The sequence below is a fragment of the Massilia sp. NBRC 108631 genome, from assembly GCF_059704565.1.
Genome location: NZ_BAAKJE010000142.1, coordinates 1 through 15,456, shown reverse-complemented (window position 1 = coordinate 15,456; position 15,456 = coordinate 1). Strand labels below are relative to the sequence as shown.

Sequence of the window (15,456 nt, the reverse complement as noted above, 5' to 3'; positions counted from 1 at the left end):
CTGGATTGTCGATTATACAAAGCGCCTTGCCTGAAAGCCAGCGCCCGCTATCGGGCGCACCTGCCTTTCGCGACAGCTAGCGGTCTGCATGCCAGCCGCCGCCCAGCGACTGGATCAGCGCCACGGCCGTGGTCTGGCGGTCGGCCTGGGCCTGCAGCAGGGCGCGGCGGGCGTTCAGGGCCGTTACCTGGGCTTGCACCACGTCGGTGTAGGCGACCTGGCCGGCGCGGTAGCGGTTCAGCATCTGCTGCTCCACCTGGTCGGCGGCGGCGGCGGCCGTGCGGCGGTGCGCCTGCTGCTGCTCCAGGGCGCGGCTGGCGGCCAGCTGGTCTTCCACATCGGCGAAGGCGGCCAGCACGGTCTGGCGGTAGCGGGCGATGGCCGCGTCGCGCGCGGCTTCGGCGCCGGCCACGCGCGCCTTGGTGGCGCCGGCGTCGAAGAGGGTCTGTGCGGCGGACAGGCCGAGCGCCCACAGGCTGTTCGACGCATTGAACAGGCCGGAGGCGGCGCTGGCGCCAAAGCCATAGGAGGCGCTCAGGTTCAGGTTGGGGAAATAGGCGGCGCGGGCGATGCCGATCTGCTCGTTGGCGGCGGCCACGCGGCGCTCGGCTGCGGCGATGTCCGGGCGGCGCTGCAGCAGCGCGGAGGGCACCACGGCCGGCACCGCCGGCACCACCGCCCCGCCCCACGCAGCCGGCTCGGCGCCGGCCGGCGAAGCGTAGACCAGCGGCGGCGCCATGACGATGCGCCCCGAGCCGTCAAGCTGCGGCGGCGCGCCTGCGGCCGGGCCGGCGGCGGCAGGACCGCCGGCCATGGCGGGCATGGCGCCGGGCTGCGAGGCGGCAAGCGATGGCAGTGCGAGGGCGGCGGCTTGGGGCAGCGGGGCCAGCGTGAACTCGGCCGGGGCTTTGCCCAGCAGGACGGCGATGGCGTGTTCGAGCTGGGCGCGCTGGCGCGTGACGCTGATCAGGTCTATGCGGGCGTTGGCAAGCTGGGTTTCAGCCTGCAGCACGTCGGACTTGGCGGCAATGGCCGCGCTGAAGCGGTTTTGCGTGATCTGCAGCACACGCTCGTAGCCTTGCACGGTGGCGTCCAGCAGCGCTTTCTGGGCGTCGGCCTGGCGCAGCGCGAAATAATTGGCGGCCAGTTCGCCCTGCGCGGACAGGCGCGCTGCGGCCAGGTCGGCGGCGCTGGCGGCGGCACTGGCGCTGGCGGCAGTGCTGGCGGCGCCGAGGCGGCCCCATATGTCCGGCTCCCAGCTGCCGCCCAGGTTCACGCGGTAGGCGCTGGCGGTGCGCGTGGCGCCGCCCCCGCCGCTGCGGTTGGCACTGCCGCTCAGGTCCACCGCCGGAAAGAGCTGGGCGCGCTGCTCGGCCACCAGGGCGCGCGCCTGCGCATAGGACGCGGCGGCGGCGGCCACGTTCTGGTTGGACACCTCGATGGACGCGGCCAGTTCGTTCAGCACCGGGTCGCCGAACAGCGTCCACCACGGGCCGCGCTCGAGCATGTCGGCCGGCGCGGCGGGCGCCCAGCCTTCGGCCTCCTTGAAGGCGGCAGTTTGCGGCGTGGCAGGGACTTCGTATTTCGGCCCGACGGCGCAACCAGCCAGGGATAATGCCGCCAGCAGGGCCAACGAAACGGGAGTGAAGGGGGGCTTGTTCATGGCGTGCTCGGTCCGGCAGTTGCCTGCCTGCTCAATTGGATTTCGGACTCGCTGCGGCTGCGCAGCCTGTCCATCAGGATGTAGACCACCGGCGTGGTCAGCAAGGTCAGCAGCTGGCTGGCGATCAGGCCGCCGATGATGGCAATGCCCAGCGGCTGGCGCAGCTCGGAGCCTTCGCCGAAGCCTATCGCCAGCGGCAAGGCGCCCAGCGCGGCGGCCAGCGTGGTCATCAGGATGGGCCGGAAGCGCAACAGGCAGGCTTCGCGCACCGCCTCCACCGCCGTCAGGCCGCGCGCGCGCTCGGCTTCCAGCGCAAAGTCGATAATGAGGATGGCGTTCTTCTTGACAATGCCGATCAGCAGGAACACGCCGATCAGCGCAATGATGGAAAACTCCATCTTGAACAGCAGCAGCGCCAGCACCGCCCCCACGCCCGCCGACGGCAAGGTGGACAGCACCGTCACCGGGTGCACCAGGCTTTCGTACAGGATGCCCAGCACGATGTAGATCACCACGATGGCCGCCAGGATCAGCAAGGGCTGCTGCTTGTTGCTGTCGTCGGCCGCCTTGGCCGTGCCCTGGAAGCTGCCGCGCACATTGTTGGGCATGCCGATGTCGGCCTCGGCCTGCTTGACGGCGGCCTGGCCGTCGCTCAGGCTGAACCCTTCGGCCAGGTTGAACGAGACTGTGGTGGCCAGTTCGCCGTCCTGGTGGTTGACCGAGGTGGGCGTGGCGCTTTCAGCAAAGCTGGCGATGGCCGGCAGCGGCACCATGGCCGCCGGCGCCACGCTCAGCGCCGCGCCGGTGGACGCGTCGCGCGCGGCGGCCACGTTGTTGGAACCGCCGCCCGCGCCCCTGGCGGACACGTACACGTCCTTCAACGCCTCCGGGCTCTTGGCGTACTCGGGCGCCACTTCCATCACCACCTTGTACTGGTTCAGCTCATCGTAGATGGTGGCCACCTGGCGCTGGCCGAAGGCGTTGTAGAGCGCATTGTCGACGTCGCGCACGCCAATGCCCATGCGGGTGATGGTGTCCTTGTCGATGGTGACGAAGGTTTCCACGCCGTTTTCGGCCTGGTCGGTGTCCACGTCGATCAGCTCCGGCTGCTGCTTCATCGAATCGGCCAGTTTGCCGGCCCAGGCCTTCAGATCGGCCCGGTTGTCGCTCTTCAGCGTGTACTGGTAGGTGGAATTGCTGGAGCGTCCGCCCATGCGCAGGTCCTGCACCGTGTTCAGGAACAGCGACACGCCGGTAACCTGCGCCAGCTGCGGACGCAGGCGCGCGATCACGGCCTGGCCGGACTCGGTGCGCTCGGAGGCAGGCTTGAGATTGATGAACATGAACCCGCCGCCGGCGCGCGAGCCGCCGGTAAAGCCCACCACGGTGGCCACCGCCGGGTCGCGCTTGATGATGTTGACCAGCTGGCGCAGCTTGCCCTGCATGGCCTGGAAGGAGATGCTCTGGTCGGCGCGCATGCCGCCGTTGATCTGCCCCGTGTCCTGCTGCGGGAAGAAGCCCTTTGGCGCCGCCGCAAACAGGTACACGTTCAGGCCAACCACGAACACCAGGATGGCCATCACCAGCCACACGCTGTGCAGCGCCCAATCCAGCGCATGCTCGTACACCCGCAGCACGGCCTGGAAGCCGCGCTCGAACAGGCGCGCCACCCTGCCCTCGGGCTTGCCGTCGTGCCCGGGTTTCAGCAGCCAGGCGCACATCATGGGCGTGGTGGTGAGCGAGATCACCAGCGAAATCATGACCGCCACCGACAGCGTGACGGCGAACTCGCGGAACAGCCGCCCCACCTGGCCGCCCATGAACAGCAGCGGGATGAACACGGCCACCAGCGACAGGGATATCGACAGCACCGTGAAGCCCACTTCGCGCGCGCCCAGCAGCGCCGCCTTGAAGCGGTCCATGCCGGCCTCGATGTGGCGCGCCGTGTTTTCCAGCACCACGATGGCGTCATCGACCACGAAGCCGGTGGCCACGGTGAGCGCCATCAGGCTCAGGTTGTTCAGGCTGAAGCCCAGCAGATACATGACGCCAAAGGTGCCCAGCAGCGACACCACAGTGGCCACCGCCGGGATGATGGTGGCGCGCGCGCTGCGCAGGAAGGCGCTCACCACCAGCACCACCAGCACGATGGAGATGACCAGCGTCAGTTCGATTTCATGCAGCGAGGAGCGGATCGAGTTGGTGCTGTCGGACGCCACTTCCAGCTTCACGTCCGGAGGCAATTGCGCCTGCAGCTGCGGGATCAGCGCGCGCACGCCGTCCACGGTTTCAATCACGTTGGCGCCAGGCTGGCGCGTGATCAGCACGATCACCGCCGGCTCGCCGTTGAACAGGCCGAGCGTGTTCTTGTTCTCGGCCCCATCCTCCACGGTGGCGATGTCGCGCAGGCGGATGGCGGCGCCGTCGCGCCAGGCCACCACCAGGTCGCGGTAGTCCGCCGCACTGGGGCGTGTCGGAGGGTTGCCGGCGCCCGCACCGGCAGCGGCGCCCGGCACCACGCCGCTCACGCGCGCCGGCGCGGAATAGATCTGCAGGCGGCGCTCGTCGCCTTCCAGCGCGCCCTTCGGGCGGTTGGCGTTGGACGCCTGGATGGCGGCGCGCACGTCCTCCATCGAGACGCCATAGCGGTTCACCGCGTACGGCAGCAATTCCACGCGCACTGCCGGCAACGAGCCGCCGCCGATTTCCACGTCGCCCACGCCCTTCACCTGCGCCAGCTTCTGCTGCACGATGTTGGAGACGGCCTCATAGATCTGGCCCGGCTTGCGGGTGGGCGAGGTCAGCGCCAGGATGATGACCGGCGCGTCGGACGGGTTGGCCTTGCGGTAGGTCGGATTGTTTTTCAGCGTGGCCGGCAGGTCGGCGCGCGAGGCGTTGATGGCCGCCTGCACTTCACGCGCGGCGGCATCGATCTTGCGGTTCAGGTCGAACTGCAGGCTGATGCGGGTGGAGCCGCTGCCGGACGACGAAGTCATTTCGTTCACGCCCGCGATCACGCCCAGCCGCCGTTCCAGCGGCGTGGCCACGCTGGAGGCCATGGTGTCAGGACTCGCTCCGGGCAGGCTGGCGCTGACCGAGATCGACGGATAGTCGACCTGCGGCAGCGGCGACACCGGCAGCACGAAGAAGGCGCCGATGCCCGCCAGCGCCATCCCGATGGTCAGCAGCACCGTGGCAATGGGGCGCCGGACGAAGGGTTCGGACAGGTTCACGGCTGCGCCCCCGGCGGCACGGCACGCGGCGGCGCATTGCCTGCGCCAGCGCCCTGCCCGCCGCCTGTGCCTGTCCTGCCGCGCCAGCGCTGCGCCAGGCGGTCGAAGCCCAGGTAGATCACCGGCGTGGTGTACAAGGTCAGCACCTGGCTGACGATCAGGCCACCGAAGATGGACAGGCCCAGCGGGCGGCGCAGCTCGGCGCCTTCGCCGAAGCCCAGCATCAGCGGCACGGCGGCGAACAGCGCGGCCAGGGTGGTCATCAGGATGGGGCGGAAGCGCAGCAGCGCGGCCTGGTGGATGGCTTCCTGCGGCGATTTGCCTGGGTTGACGCCGTCGCCCCGCTCGGCCTCGATGGCGAAGTCGATCATCATGATGGCGTTCTTCTTGACGATGCCGATCAGCAGGATGATGCCGATGATGCCGATCACGCCCAGGTCCTGGCCGCTCACCATCAGCGCCAGCAAGGCGCCCACGCCGGCCGACGGCAAGGTGGACAGGATGGTCAGCGGATGGATGTAGCTCTCGTACAGCACGCCCAGCACAATGTAGACGCAGATCACGGCCGCCAGGATCAGCCACAGCTGGTTCGACAGCGAGGCCTGGTAGGCGCCCGCCGCGCCCAGGAAGGTCATGGTGACCGACGGCGGCAGCTTGATCTCCTCGGCCGCCGCACGCACCGCTTCCACCGAACGTCCCAGCGACACCCCGGGCGCGGTATCGAAACCCAGGGTGGTGGCCGGGTACTGCGCCACGTGGGTAATCTGCAGCGGCGCCGGCTTTTCCGTGATGGTGGCCACCGCCGACAGCGGCGTGGGCTTGCCGGAGCCGGTCTTCAGGTGCAGGTTGCCCAGCGACTCGGCCGTGGTCAGGGTGCCCGGCTGCGCCTCCAGGATCACGCGGTACTGGTTGGTCTCGGTGAAAATGGTGGAGACGATGCGCTGGCCGAAGGCGCTGTAGAGCGCGTCGTCAATGGCGGCGGCGGTGATGGACAGGCGCGAGGCGCTGTCGCGGTCGATGGTCACTTGCGCCGCCACGCCGGTGGCGCCGGCGTCCGACACCACGTTGCGCAGCTGCTCGTGCTGCTGCATCTGTGCGGCCAGCTTGCCGGCCCACTCGGTGACGGTGGCCGTGTCGGCGCCTTCCAGCGACACGCGGTACTGCGTCGGACCGGATTCGGCGTCGATGGTCAGGTCCTGCGTGGGCTGCAGATAGACGGTGACGCCGGCCACGGCCGCCACGCGCTTGCGCAGGCGCTCCATGATCTCGTTCTGGTGGCCGCGCTTGTCCTTCAGGTTGATCAGCATGCGGCCGGTGTGCAGCATGGTGTTGTTGGCCGCGTCCACGCCCACCACGGAACTGAGGGTGGCCACGTCCGGATCTTCCATGATGGCCCGGGCGGCGGCCTGCTGCAGCTCGGCCATGCGGCTGTAGGACACCGCTTGCGCGGTCTCGATGCGGGCCTGCAGCTGGCCGGTGTCCTGGGTCGGGAACAATCCTTTGGGGATGAAGATGTAGAGCACCACCGTCAACAGCAGCGTACCCAGCGCCACCAGCAGGGTCAGGCCCTGGCGGCGCAGCACCCATTGCAGCGAGTTGTCGTAGCGGGCGATCACCTTGTCGAAGAAGCGCTGCACGCGGCCGCCGAAGGAATCCGGCGCGTCGTCCCGGTGGCTGGTGAGCCAGCGCGCCGACATCATCGGCACCAGGGTCAGCGACACCACGCCTGAAATCAGGATGGTGATGGCCAGCGTGACGGCGAATTCGCGGAACAGCCGGCCCACCACGTCGCCCATGAACAGCAGCGGGATCAGCACCGCGATCAGCGACACCGTCAGCGAGATGATGGTAAAGCCGATCTGGGTGGCGCCCTTGATGGCGGCGGCCATCGGCGTTTCGCCTTCCTCGATGTAGCGCGCAATGTTCTCGATCATGACGATGGCGTCGTCCACCACGAAGCCGGTGGCGATGGTGAGCGACATCAGGCTCAGGTTGTTCAGGCTGTAACCCAGCAAATACATCACGCCGAAGGTGCCGATCAGCGAGATCGGCACGGCCAGGCTGGCGATGACGGTGGCGCGCACGCTGTGCAGGAAGAAGAAGATCACCAGCACCACCAGCAGCACCGCCAGCACCAGTTCGAACTCAACGTGCTTGACGGAGGCGCGGATGCCGGTGGTGCGGTCGCTCAGCACTTCCACTTTCAGCGCGCCGGGCAGGCCGGCCTGCAGCTCCGGCAGGCGTTCCTTGATGGCGTCCACGGTGGCGATGACGTTGGCGCCGGGCTGGCGCTGCACGTTCAGGATGATGGCGGGGGTCAGCGCCCCGGTGTGGCCGGACCAGGCGCCCAGTTTGACGTTTTCCGCGCTGTCGACCACGCGCGCCACTTCGGACAGGCGCACCGGCGCCTCGTTGCGGTAGGCCACGATCAGGTTCTTGTAGTCCTCGGCCGTCACCAGCTGGTCGTTGGCGTTGATGGTGAACGAGCGCGTGGGGCCGTCGAAGCTGCCCTTGGCGCTGTTGGCGTTGGAGGACGTGATGGCGGTGCGCAGCGTGTCCAGCCCGAGGCCGTAGGACGCCAGCGCCTGGGTGTCGGCCTGGATCCGCACGGCCGGGCGCTGGCCGCCGCTCAGCGACACCAGGCCGACCCCGGAGACCTGGCTGATCTTCAGCGCCAAACGGGTGTTGACGATGTTCTGCACTTCCGTCAGCGGCATGGTGTCGGCGGTGATGGCCAGCGTCAGCACGGGGGCGTCGGCCGGGTTCACCTTGGCGTACACCGGCGGCGCCGGCAGGTCGGTGGGCAGCAGCGAGCCGCCGGCGTTGATGGCGGCCTGCACTTCCTGCTCGGCCACGTCCAGCGTCTGGCCCAGGCCGAACTGCAGCGTGATGATGGAGACGCCGGCGGCGCTGGTGGAGCTCATGCGCTGCAGGCCGGACATCTGGCCGAACTGGCGCTCCAGCGGCGCGGTGACGGTCTGGCCCATCACTTCCGGGCTGGCGCCGGGGTACAGCGTCTGCACCTGGATGGTGGGGAAATCGACTTGCGGCAGCGCCGACAGCGGCAGGAACTTGAAGCCGACCAGGCCCGCCAGCACGATGGCCAGCATCAGCAGCGACGTCGCCACCGGCCGCTGGATGAAGGGGCGCGACGGGCTCATGGCGTCGGCTTCGGCGTTGCGGACGGCGCCGCCGGCGCCGGCGTACCGCCGGGGGCGGACCAGTCGCGGCGGCGGTGTTCGCCATGCGGCGCGCCGGCGCCGGCAGGCGCTGCCCCCTCGGCGCCGGCCGGTGCAGGCGCAGCGCCGCCCTGCCCTTCACGCCTGCCGCGCCGGCCGCCGCCTGCGCCCGCGCCCGGCTTGTCGCCCGGCAGCGTGACCTTGGCGCCGTCCTTCAGGCGGTCCGCGCCTTCGGTAATGACCTGCTCGCCCGCCTTCAGGCCGCTGCGGATCTCCACCTTGTCCACCGTGGCCTGCCCGCGCGTGACGGGACGCGTGCTGACCGTCTTGTCGCCGTTCAGCACATAGACGAAATCGCCCTTGCTGCCATGGCGCAGCGCCGTCACCGGCACCATCACGGCATCCTTGATGGTGCGCAGCTCCAGCCGCACGTTGACGAACTGGCTGGGGAACAGCGTGTTCCTGGCGTTGGCGAAGCGTGCCTTGGCCTTGATGGTGCCGGTCTGCGTGTCGACCTGGTTGTCCAGCGCATAGAAGCGGCCGTCGTCCAGCGTCACGGCGCGGGTGCGGTCCAGCGCCAGCGCCGGCAGCGGCGCGCCGGCGCTCACGCCCTCCATCACCATCGGCCCCTGGTCCTGCGGCACCGAGAATTCCACGTCGATCGGCGAGAGCTGCGTGATGACGGCGATGCCGGCCGCGTCGCCCGAGCTGACCAGGTTGCCGATATCGACCACCCGCAGGCCGACCCGCCCGCTGATCGGCGCCACCACCTTGGTGTAGCCCAGGTTCAGGCGCGCCACGCCCTCGTTGGCGCGGTCGGTCATGACGGTGCCCTCCAGCTGCTTGACTTGCGCGGCCTGGGTATCGACGTCCTGGCGCGCGATCGAGTCCTGCGCCAGCAAGGTGCGGTAGCGCTCCAGCGTCAGCCTGGCGTTTTCCAGCTGGGCCTCGTCGCGCTGGCGCTGGCCGCTGGCCTGCATCAGCGCCAGTTCGAACTGGCGCGGGTCGATCTGGGCCAGCACCTGGCCGGCCTTGACCATCTGCCCCTCCTTGAACAGCACCTTCTGCAGGATGCCGGATACCTGCGGCCGCACCGTGGTGGTGGCCGCCGCCGTGACGGTGCCCAGGGCATCCAGCACCACCGGGATGTCGGCCTTGTCGGCGGTGGCCACGCCCACCGTGGTAGCCGCGCCGCCGCGCCGCCCGCCCCCGCCGCCGGGACCGCCCGGGCCGCCCGGACCTCCGGGGCCGCCCTGGGCGCCCGCTTGCGCGCCCTGGCCGGCGGCCGGGTGGGTCAGATGCCAGGCCAGGCCGCCCAGGCCGGCCATGGCGGCAAGCGCCAGCAGGCCGCCGATAATTTGCGCGCGCCGGCTGCGCCTGGGCGTGGCGGGAAGGGTCTTCGAGGGTGGTGTGGGTGGTGTGGGCGAGGTCATCGCTATTGTCCTTGTTCTTAGGCGTGGCGCGCCCAGTACGCGCCGGGAGATGAACCGACTCTAGCACAATGGAATTTCGGCTACGTGTCGGTTTGAAACAATTACGCCCCCCGCCGCAGGCAGTTTCCATCATGCAAGCCAGAGTGCCTGCAACGGCGGGGCGGCGGCCTGTTACATCGGGTAGCTGCCCGATACAAAGCTGCTACAAATTTGTGGTGACCGGCGGCGGCCATGCTCCGTAAAATGGGGCATGAGCGAACATATCCTGATTATCGAGGACGATCCGCGCCTGAGCGAGATGCTGTCCGAATACCTGACCACGGCCAAATTCGAGGTCACCGCCCACACCCGCGCCAAGCCGGCGCTGGCCTGGCTGGCGGCCAACCATGCCGACGCCGTGATCCTGGACCTGATGTTGCCCGACATGGACGGCATGGAAGTGTGCCGCACGCTGCGCGCCTCCTCCAACATTCCGGTGGTGATGCTGACCGCGCGCGGCGACGCCATCGACCGCATCATCGGCCTGGAGCTGGGCGCCGACGACTACCTGCCCAAGCCCTTCGAGCCGCGCGAGCTGCTGGCGCGCCTGCGCGCGGTGCTGCGCAGGGGCGGCGAGGCGCAGCGCGCGGCCAACGAGGTGCTGCGCTTCGGGCGCCTGGAAATCGAGCCGGGCGCTTACGGCGCGCGGCTGGACGGCAAGGCCTGCGAGCTGACCGCGTGCCAGTTCGACGTGCTGCTGATGCTGGCGCGCAACGCCGGCCGGGTGCTGTCGCGCGAGGCGCTGATGGAGGCCACCAGCAGCGGCCAGGCCGAGGCGTTCGACCGCTCGATCGACGTGCACATGTCGCGCATCCGCGCCGCCGTGGAGGACGATCCCAAGCATCCGCGCCGCATCATCACGGTGCGCGGGGCGGGCTATCTGTTCGCCAAGGACCAGGACTGATGCCGCGTCTGTATTTCCGCTTCTACGCCGCGCTGCTGGCCAGCCTGGCGCTGCTGACCCTGGCCGTGGTGCTGCTGTGGCAATGGGCCGGCGCGCCGGTCGAGCTGTCCGACCGCACCCTGGGCACGCTGCTGCGCAACGCGCTGCCCCCTGCCGAAGCGCCGCCCGAACAGCAACAGGCAGCGCTGGAGCGCATGACGCGCGGCCTGCGCGCCGACATCACGCTGTTCAGCAAGGACTGGCAGCGGCTGGCCTACGTGGGCGAACCGCTGGAACGCCCGGACCGGCGCATGCTGCGCCAGCAGCGCATGGAACGCATGGAGCGCATGGAGGCCCGCCAGCACGGTGAGGACGGCCAGCGCGGCGCGGACAGCAGGCGCAATGAGCACGGCAATGCTGGCGACCGCCGCGGCGGCGCCGCACACGAGGCAGAGGCGGCCCAGCGCGCCGGCCCGCTGGACCAGGCCCGCCGCTGGGCGCGCGGCGACGAGGACATTGACCGTCCGCTGCGCCAGCGCCGCTTCCAGATGCACCTGGACGACGGCCGCCACATCGTCTCCAATACGCCGCTGCGCCAGGCGCCGTCGCGCATGCGGCTACACACCATCCTGATCGGCCTGGCCATCATCATCGCCATCGCCGCCTACCCAGTGGTGCGGCGCGTGACGCGGCGCCTGGAACATTTGCAGAAAGGGGTGGAATCGCTGGGCGCGGGCAACCTGTCGGCGCGGGTGGAGGTCAAGGGCAGCGACGAGGTGGCCGCGCTGGCGGCCAGTTTCAACCGCTCGGCCGACCAGATCGAAGCGCTGGTGGGCGCGCACAAGACCATGCTGGCCAACGCCTCGCACGAACTGCGCACGCCGCTGGCGCGCATCCGCCTGGCGCTGGAACTGAGCAAGGACAGCGTGGAACCGAAGCGGCGCGCCGGGCTGGAGCAGGACATCGCGGAACTGGACCAGCTGATCGACGAGATCCTGCTGGCCAGCCGCCTGGATGCGGTGGGCGAGCGCACCGAGAACGAGGAGCTGGACTTGCTGCCGCTGGCCGCCGAGGAATGCTCGCGCTACGACGAGGCAGACCTGGACGGTGAATCGCTGATCGTGCGCGGCGATGCGCGCCTGCTGCGCCGCATGCTGCGCAACCTGCTCGACAACGCGCGCCGCCACGGCGTGCCGCCCACCACGGTCAAGCTGCGCCGCAGCGGCGCCGGCAAGGACGTGTGCGCCGAAATCGTGGTGCAGGACGCCGGCCCCGGCATTCAGCAAAGCGAGTACGACAAGGTATTCGAACCCTTCTACCGCAGCAGCAACGCGCGCGACAGCGTGGGTTCCGGGCTCGGTTTGGCGCTGGTAAGGCAGATCGCCCGACGCCATGGCGGCGAGGCGCGCTGCGCCAAGCTGCATACGGGCCGCAGCGCCTTCGTGATCACCTTGCCGCTGGCGCAGCCGGCTTAGCGCCAGCCACGCTGCTGAGCTGCCTTCTCCGCCTGCGCGTCCAGGGCGGGGCCGGCGATGCGGGCATCGATGGCCTCCAGCACGGCGGGGGGCATGGCGCTGCCGGCCTGGCGGTAGTCGCCGCTGGCGCCCTGCTCCGCTTCGGCCAACACGGCCAGCTTCCATTGGTCGCCGCTGCGGCAGGCCAGGCCGGCCGCACTGCCGGCGATGAAGCTGCGGCACAGCGCGCCGTCCGTGGCAGCGAACGTCACGCCGATCCTGATGGCGCCGCCATCCGCACCCGGCGCGCCGTTGCCGGCCGCTTGCGCACCCACACCAGCGGCAGCAGCTGCGGCCTGCCCTGCTCCGGTGCTGGCCAACTGATTGGACAACGCTGCAGCCAGGCGGCCATGCGCGACCGCCGCCCCGTCGGCGTCCTGCGCGACAAGCAGCCTTGCCGCGGCACTGGCGCCAGCACCCGAGCCGCCGCCGAGCACCAAGCTCCCCACCAGCACGCCCACCGACAAGGAAGCGGCAATCGCGCCCCACTCCTGCCATGCCCAGCGCCGCTGCGGCTGGCTGCGGGCTGCGCGCGCAGCCCCCAGGTCGCTCACCTTGTCCGGCATGGCAGTGGCCAGCAGCGCCGGTGGCAGCGGCTCGTCGGCAATCGGCGCGAACGCGGCGAACACGTCCGAGCGCATGGCCTGATGCTGCGCCACGCGCGCGGCCAGCGCCGGATCGCCGCGCATGGCGCGCTCGACCTCGGTGCGCGCCGGCTCGTCCAGCTCGCCGTCCGCATAGGCCATCAGGGTCTCGTCGCTAAAGCTCATCTTGCAGTCCTCGCAGTATCGGATAACAGGTCTTGCAGCGCGGCGCGGGCGCGCGCCAGGCGGCTGGTCAAGGTGCCCATCGGGATGTCCAGCACCTCGGCAGCCTCCTTGTACGGCAGGCCGTCGACCAGCACCAGCGCCACCACGATGCGGTGCTCGTCGGACAGCAGGCTGACCGCTTTCTGGATCGCCATGCGCTGCTGCTGCGCCGCCGCGCCCTCGTCGCCCACATGCTCTCCCGCCTCTTCGGGCGCGAACAGCCGGTCGCGCCGCATGCGCGAGTGCATCTCGTCTATCCAGGCATTCTTCATGATCCTGAATATCCAGCTGTCGAGCCGCGTGCCGGCCTCCCACTGGGCGCTACGGTTCAGCGCGCGCTCGACGGCAATCTGCACGAGGTCGTCCGCATCCTCCCGGTGGTGGGTGATGGTGCGGGCAAAGCGCCGCAGGCGCGGCAGCAAGGCGGCGATGTCGCTGTTTATCGATGGCATGGATAACAGGTAAACGATGCGGCGAGGGATTTTAATCCCTGCCCCGTTCGTTTAACCAAAAGAAAGTGCGATTTCCTATACTATCATCCGACTATCATGCGTATCCGAACCCTGACTATCGTGCTGGCCTGCACGCTAAGCGCCAGCGCAGCCAACGCCCAATTGCGCTTGCCGCAATTGCAACTCCCACAGTTGCCACAGCTACAAGACCCAGTCGGCGCCGCCCAGTTGCGCGCCTCCAGCCGCAACCTGCTGGACCGCACCGTCCCCGCAGACCTGCGCACCCTGCGTCTGGAGCGCGTCACCGGTCTGTTGCAGCGGCACCGCGCCGTGCTGGAGGCGGATCCGCGCGGGGAACCGGTTGTGCGGGGCGAAATCCTGGCCTGGTCGCCCAGTGCGCAGGGACTGGCGGCGACACAGGCGGCCGGGCTGGCCGTGCATAGCGGGCAGGTGCTGGACGGCGGCGAGCGCATGGTCGTGCTGCGCGTGCCCGATGGGACGAGCACGGCCGCCGCGCTGGAACAATTGCGCGCGCTCGATCCTGAAGGCGCCTACGATTTCAACCATGTATACACCGGCAGCGGCACGGAAATGGGCGCGGACGCGGCGCAGGTTGGCGGTCAAGGCGGGCAAGCGCGCGGCCAGCGGTCGGCTGAAGCGGGTGCGGGTGCGGGTGCGGGTGCGGGTGCGGGTGCGGGTGCGGGTGCGGGTGCGGGTGCGGGTGCGGGTGCGGGTGCGGGTGCGAGGGTGGGCCTGGTGGACGGTGGCATCGACCGCGGCCATGATGTGTTCCGCGACGCGTCGATTATCCGCTGGGGCTGCGACGGCGCAGCCCGTCCGAGCGCGCACGGTACGGCGGTGGCGGCGCTGATGGTGGGACAGTCCGCCCGCTTCAAAGGCGTGGCGCCGCACGCTGCTTTGTATGCGGCGGATATCTACTGCGACAGCGCCACCGGCGGCTCGGCCGCGCGCGTGGCCGCAGCCCTGGGCTGGATGGCGCACCAACAGGTGGCGGTGGTGAACCTGAGCCTGGTCGGCCCGCCCAACCAGATACTGGAGCGCGTGGTGGCCGGCATGGTCAGGCGCGGGCACCTGCTGGTGGCTGCGGTGGGCAACGACGGGCCAGCCGCGCCGCCACTGTATCCGGCCAGCTATCCCGGCGTGGTGGGCGTAAGCGGCGTAGACAAGCGCGGCCGCCCGCTCCCCGAGGCCGCGCGCGGGCCGCAGGTCATGTTCGCGGCGCCGGGTAGCCAGATGGTGAGCGCGGCCATGGGCCGGCCGCCATATCGCGTGGTGCGCGGAACGTCATTCGCTGCGCCCATCGTGGCCACGCTGCTGGCGGACGCCCTGCCCCGGCCCGCGCCGGCCGCCGCCCGCGAGGCGCTCGCGGGGCTGGCCAAGCAGGCGGCCGGCGTGGCGGCCGGCACGCAGAGCAACGAGACCGGCTACGGCGTGCTGGGCGCCGCGTTCCGCACCGATCCGTCGGCATTCCAATAAATTCTGAAAAAATTTGCGCAGCGATGGATTAAATGGCTGAGCAGGGACGTTTTCCTTTCAACGGCGGCAGACAACCTGCGGTCAACGACAAGGAGAACATCATGAAAAACCATACCATCGCCAAACAACTGATTCTCGCGCTGTCCATCGGCCTGGCTTGCTCGGCGCAGGCGCAATTGCTGGGACGCGGAGGCTCCGTGGGCGGCATGATAGGCGGCGCGGGCAGTTTCGGCGGGCAACTGGGCGGCATGAGTGGCATGGGAGGCACGGGTGCGGCCGGCAAGCGCGCCACCGTGCTCAATGCGCCCCGCTCGGTCACCGGCGCTATCGATGCCGGCCGCGCGGACGGCGCGGCAAGCGGCAATGCGGCCGGCAGCGGTTCGGGCAGCCTGGCCGCCAAGCTGGCGGACGCGCAGCCGGCGGCCCCCACCGACAGCACGGCTGCAGGCCAGAAACCGGGCTTTTTCAGCAGCCTGTTCGGGTCGAAGTCCGCCACGGCGGATTTGCAGGCAACGGGCGGCGCGAGCGGCTCGGGTTCGCTGGCCACCAACCTGGCTCCGGCCGCAGCGGCCAAGGCCACCCAGCCCGCACAAGGCGGCGCGCCAACAGGCGCAAGCGACTCGGCTCCGGCTACGGCCAATGCCGGTCCACTGCACGCCTTGAACGCCAGTGGTGTGCTTGACGGCGGCAGCCGCGCAAATGGCAGCGGCAGTAGCAGCGGCACTGGCGCGGTGATGGGGACAGGCAACGGCAG

The 15,456-nt window shown here is 69.8% G+C and carries 9 protein-coding genes and 1 pseudogene; 4 read left to right on the top strand and 6 right to left on the bottom strand.

The features are described 5' to 3' along the window. Positions 1-76: 76 nt before the first annotated feature. Genes AC6H42_RS15455 through AC6H42_RS15440 form a run of 4 tightly spaced genes read right to left on the bottom strand, consistent with a single transcriptional unit; the run spans position 77 to position 9,508 of the window. A complete protein-coding gene (locus AC6H42_RS15455) occupies positions 77-1,663 on the bottom strand; it encodes a TolC family protein (RefSeq protein WP_497548435.1) in 1,587 nt (528 codons plus the stop codon). Next, a complete protein-coding gene (locus tag AC6H42_RS15450; RefSeq protein WP_057157863.1) occupies positions 1,660-4,896 on the bottom strand; it encodes an efflux RND transporter permease subunit in 3,237 nt (1,078 codons plus the stop codon). The genes AC6H42_RS15455 and AC6H42_RS15450 overlap by 4 nt, the downstream gene beginning before the upstream one ends. Continuing rightward, on the bottom strand, positions 4,893-8,057 hold the full coding sequence (locus AC6H42_RS15445; protein ID WP_497548434.1) for an efflux RND transporter permease subunit: 3,165 nt from the start codon (positions 8,055-8,057) through the stop codon (positions 4,893-4,895). Before AC6H42_RS15445 ends, AC6H42_RS15450 begins: the two co-directional genes overlap by 4 nt. Then, positions 8,054-9,508 carry an efflux RND transporter periplasmic adaptor subunit gene (locus AC6H42_RS15440; protein ID WP_497548433.1) on the bottom strand — a complete coding sequence of 485 codons (1,455 nt, stop codon included), beginning with the start codon at positions 9,506-9,508 and terminating at the stop codon, positions 8,054-8,056. The genes AC6H42_RS15445 and AC6H42_RS15440 overlap by 4 nt, the downstream gene beginning before the upstream one ends. 250 nt (positions 9,509-9,758) lie before the next feature. Between AC6H42_RS15440 and AC6H42_RS15435 the strand changes: the two genes are divergently transcribed. Both AC6H42_RS15435 and AC6H42_RS15430 read left to right on the top strand, forming a co-directional pair. Continuing rightward, positions 9,759-10,451 carry a response regulator gene (locus AC6H42_RS15435; RefSeq protein ID WP_497548432.1) on the top strand — a complete coding sequence of 231 codons (693 nt, stop codon included), beginning with the start codon at positions 9,759-9,761 and terminating at the stop codon, positions 10,449-10,451. Continuing rightward, positions 10,451-11,905: a sensor histidine kinase gene (locus tag AC6H42_RS15430; RefSeq protein ID WP_057157859.1), complete on the top strand. Its 1,455-nt coding sequence runs from the start codon at positions 10,451-10,453 to the stop codon at positions 11,903-11,905. Before AC6H42_RS15435 ends, AC6H42_RS15430 begins: the two co-directional genes overlap by 1 nt. On the opposite strand, the gene AC6H42_RS15425 is transcribed toward AC6H42_RS15430, so the two are convergent. Together AC6H42_RS15425 and AC6H42_RS15420 are read right to left on the bottom strand one after the other, a co-directional pair. Next, a complete protein-coding gene (locus AC6H42_RS15425; RefSeq protein WP_497548431.1) occupies positions 11,902-12,714 on the bottom strand; it encodes an anti-sigma factor family protein in 813 nt (270 codons plus the stop codon). The genes AC6H42_RS15430 and AC6H42_RS15425 overlap by 4 nt on opposite strands. Beyond that, positions 12,711-13,205, bottom strand: a complete 495-nt coding sequence (locus AC6H42_RS15420) for an RNA polymerase sigma factor (protein ID WP_497548430.1) — start codon at positions 13,203-13,205, stop codon at positions 12,711-12,713. Before AC6H42_RS15420 ends, AC6H42_RS15425 begins: the two co-directional genes overlap by 4 nt. Positions 13,206-13,301: 96 nt before the next feature. Here AC6H42_RS15420 and AC6H42_RS15415 point away from each other — a divergent pair, with 96 nt between their 5' ends. Together AC6H42_RS15415 and AC6H42_RS15410 are read left to right on the top strand one after the other, a co-directional pair. Then, positions 13,302-14,702 carry a S8 family serine peptidase gene (locus AC6H42_RS15415; protein ID WP_497548429.1) on the top strand — a complete coding sequence of 467 codons (1,401 nt, stop codon included), beginning with the start codon at positions 13,302-13,304 and terminating at the stop codon, positions 14,700-14,702. 101 nt (positions 14,703-14,803) lie between these two features. After that, positions 14,804-15,456 (top strand): annotated as a pseudogene (locus tag AC6H42_RS15410) (hypothetical protein); the annotation flags it as partial.

Excerpts from the sequence above, each read along its gene's own strand:
- AC6H42_RS15455 (WP_497548435.1), bottom strand. The coding sequence starts at position 1,663 with ATGAACAAGCCCCCCTTCACTCCCGTTTCGTTGGCCCTGCTGGCGGCA.
- AC6H42_RS15445 (WP_497548434.1), bottom strand. The coding sequence starts at position 8,057 with ATGAGCCCGTCGCGCCCCTTCATCCAGCGGCCGGTGGCGACGTCGCTG.
- AC6H42_RS15440 (WP_497548433.1), bottom strand. The coding sequence starts at position 9,508 with ATGACCTCGCCCACACCACCCACACCACCCTCGAAGACCCTTCCCGCC.
- AC6H42_RS15435 (WP_497548432.1), top strand. The coding sequence starts at position 9,759 with ATGAGCGAACATATCCTGATTATCGAGGACGATCCGCGCCTGAGCGAG.
- AC6H42_RS15430 (WP_057157859.1), top strand. The coding sequence starts at position 10,451 with ATGCCGCGTCTGTATTTCCGCTTCTACGCCGCGCTGCTGGCCAGCCTG.
- AC6H42_RS15425 (WP_497548431.1), bottom strand. The coding sequence starts at position 12,714 with ATGAGCTTTAGCGACGAGACCCTGATGGCCTATGCGGACGGCGAGCTG.
- AC6H42_RS15420 (WP_497548430.1), bottom strand. The coding sequence starts at position 13,205 with ATGCCATCGATAAACAGCGACATCGCCGCCTTGCTGCCGCGCCTGCGG.
- AC6H42_RS15415 (WP_497548429.1), top strand. The coding sequence starts at position 13,302 with ATGCGTATCCGAACCCTGACTATCGTGCTGGCCTGCACGCTAAGCGCC.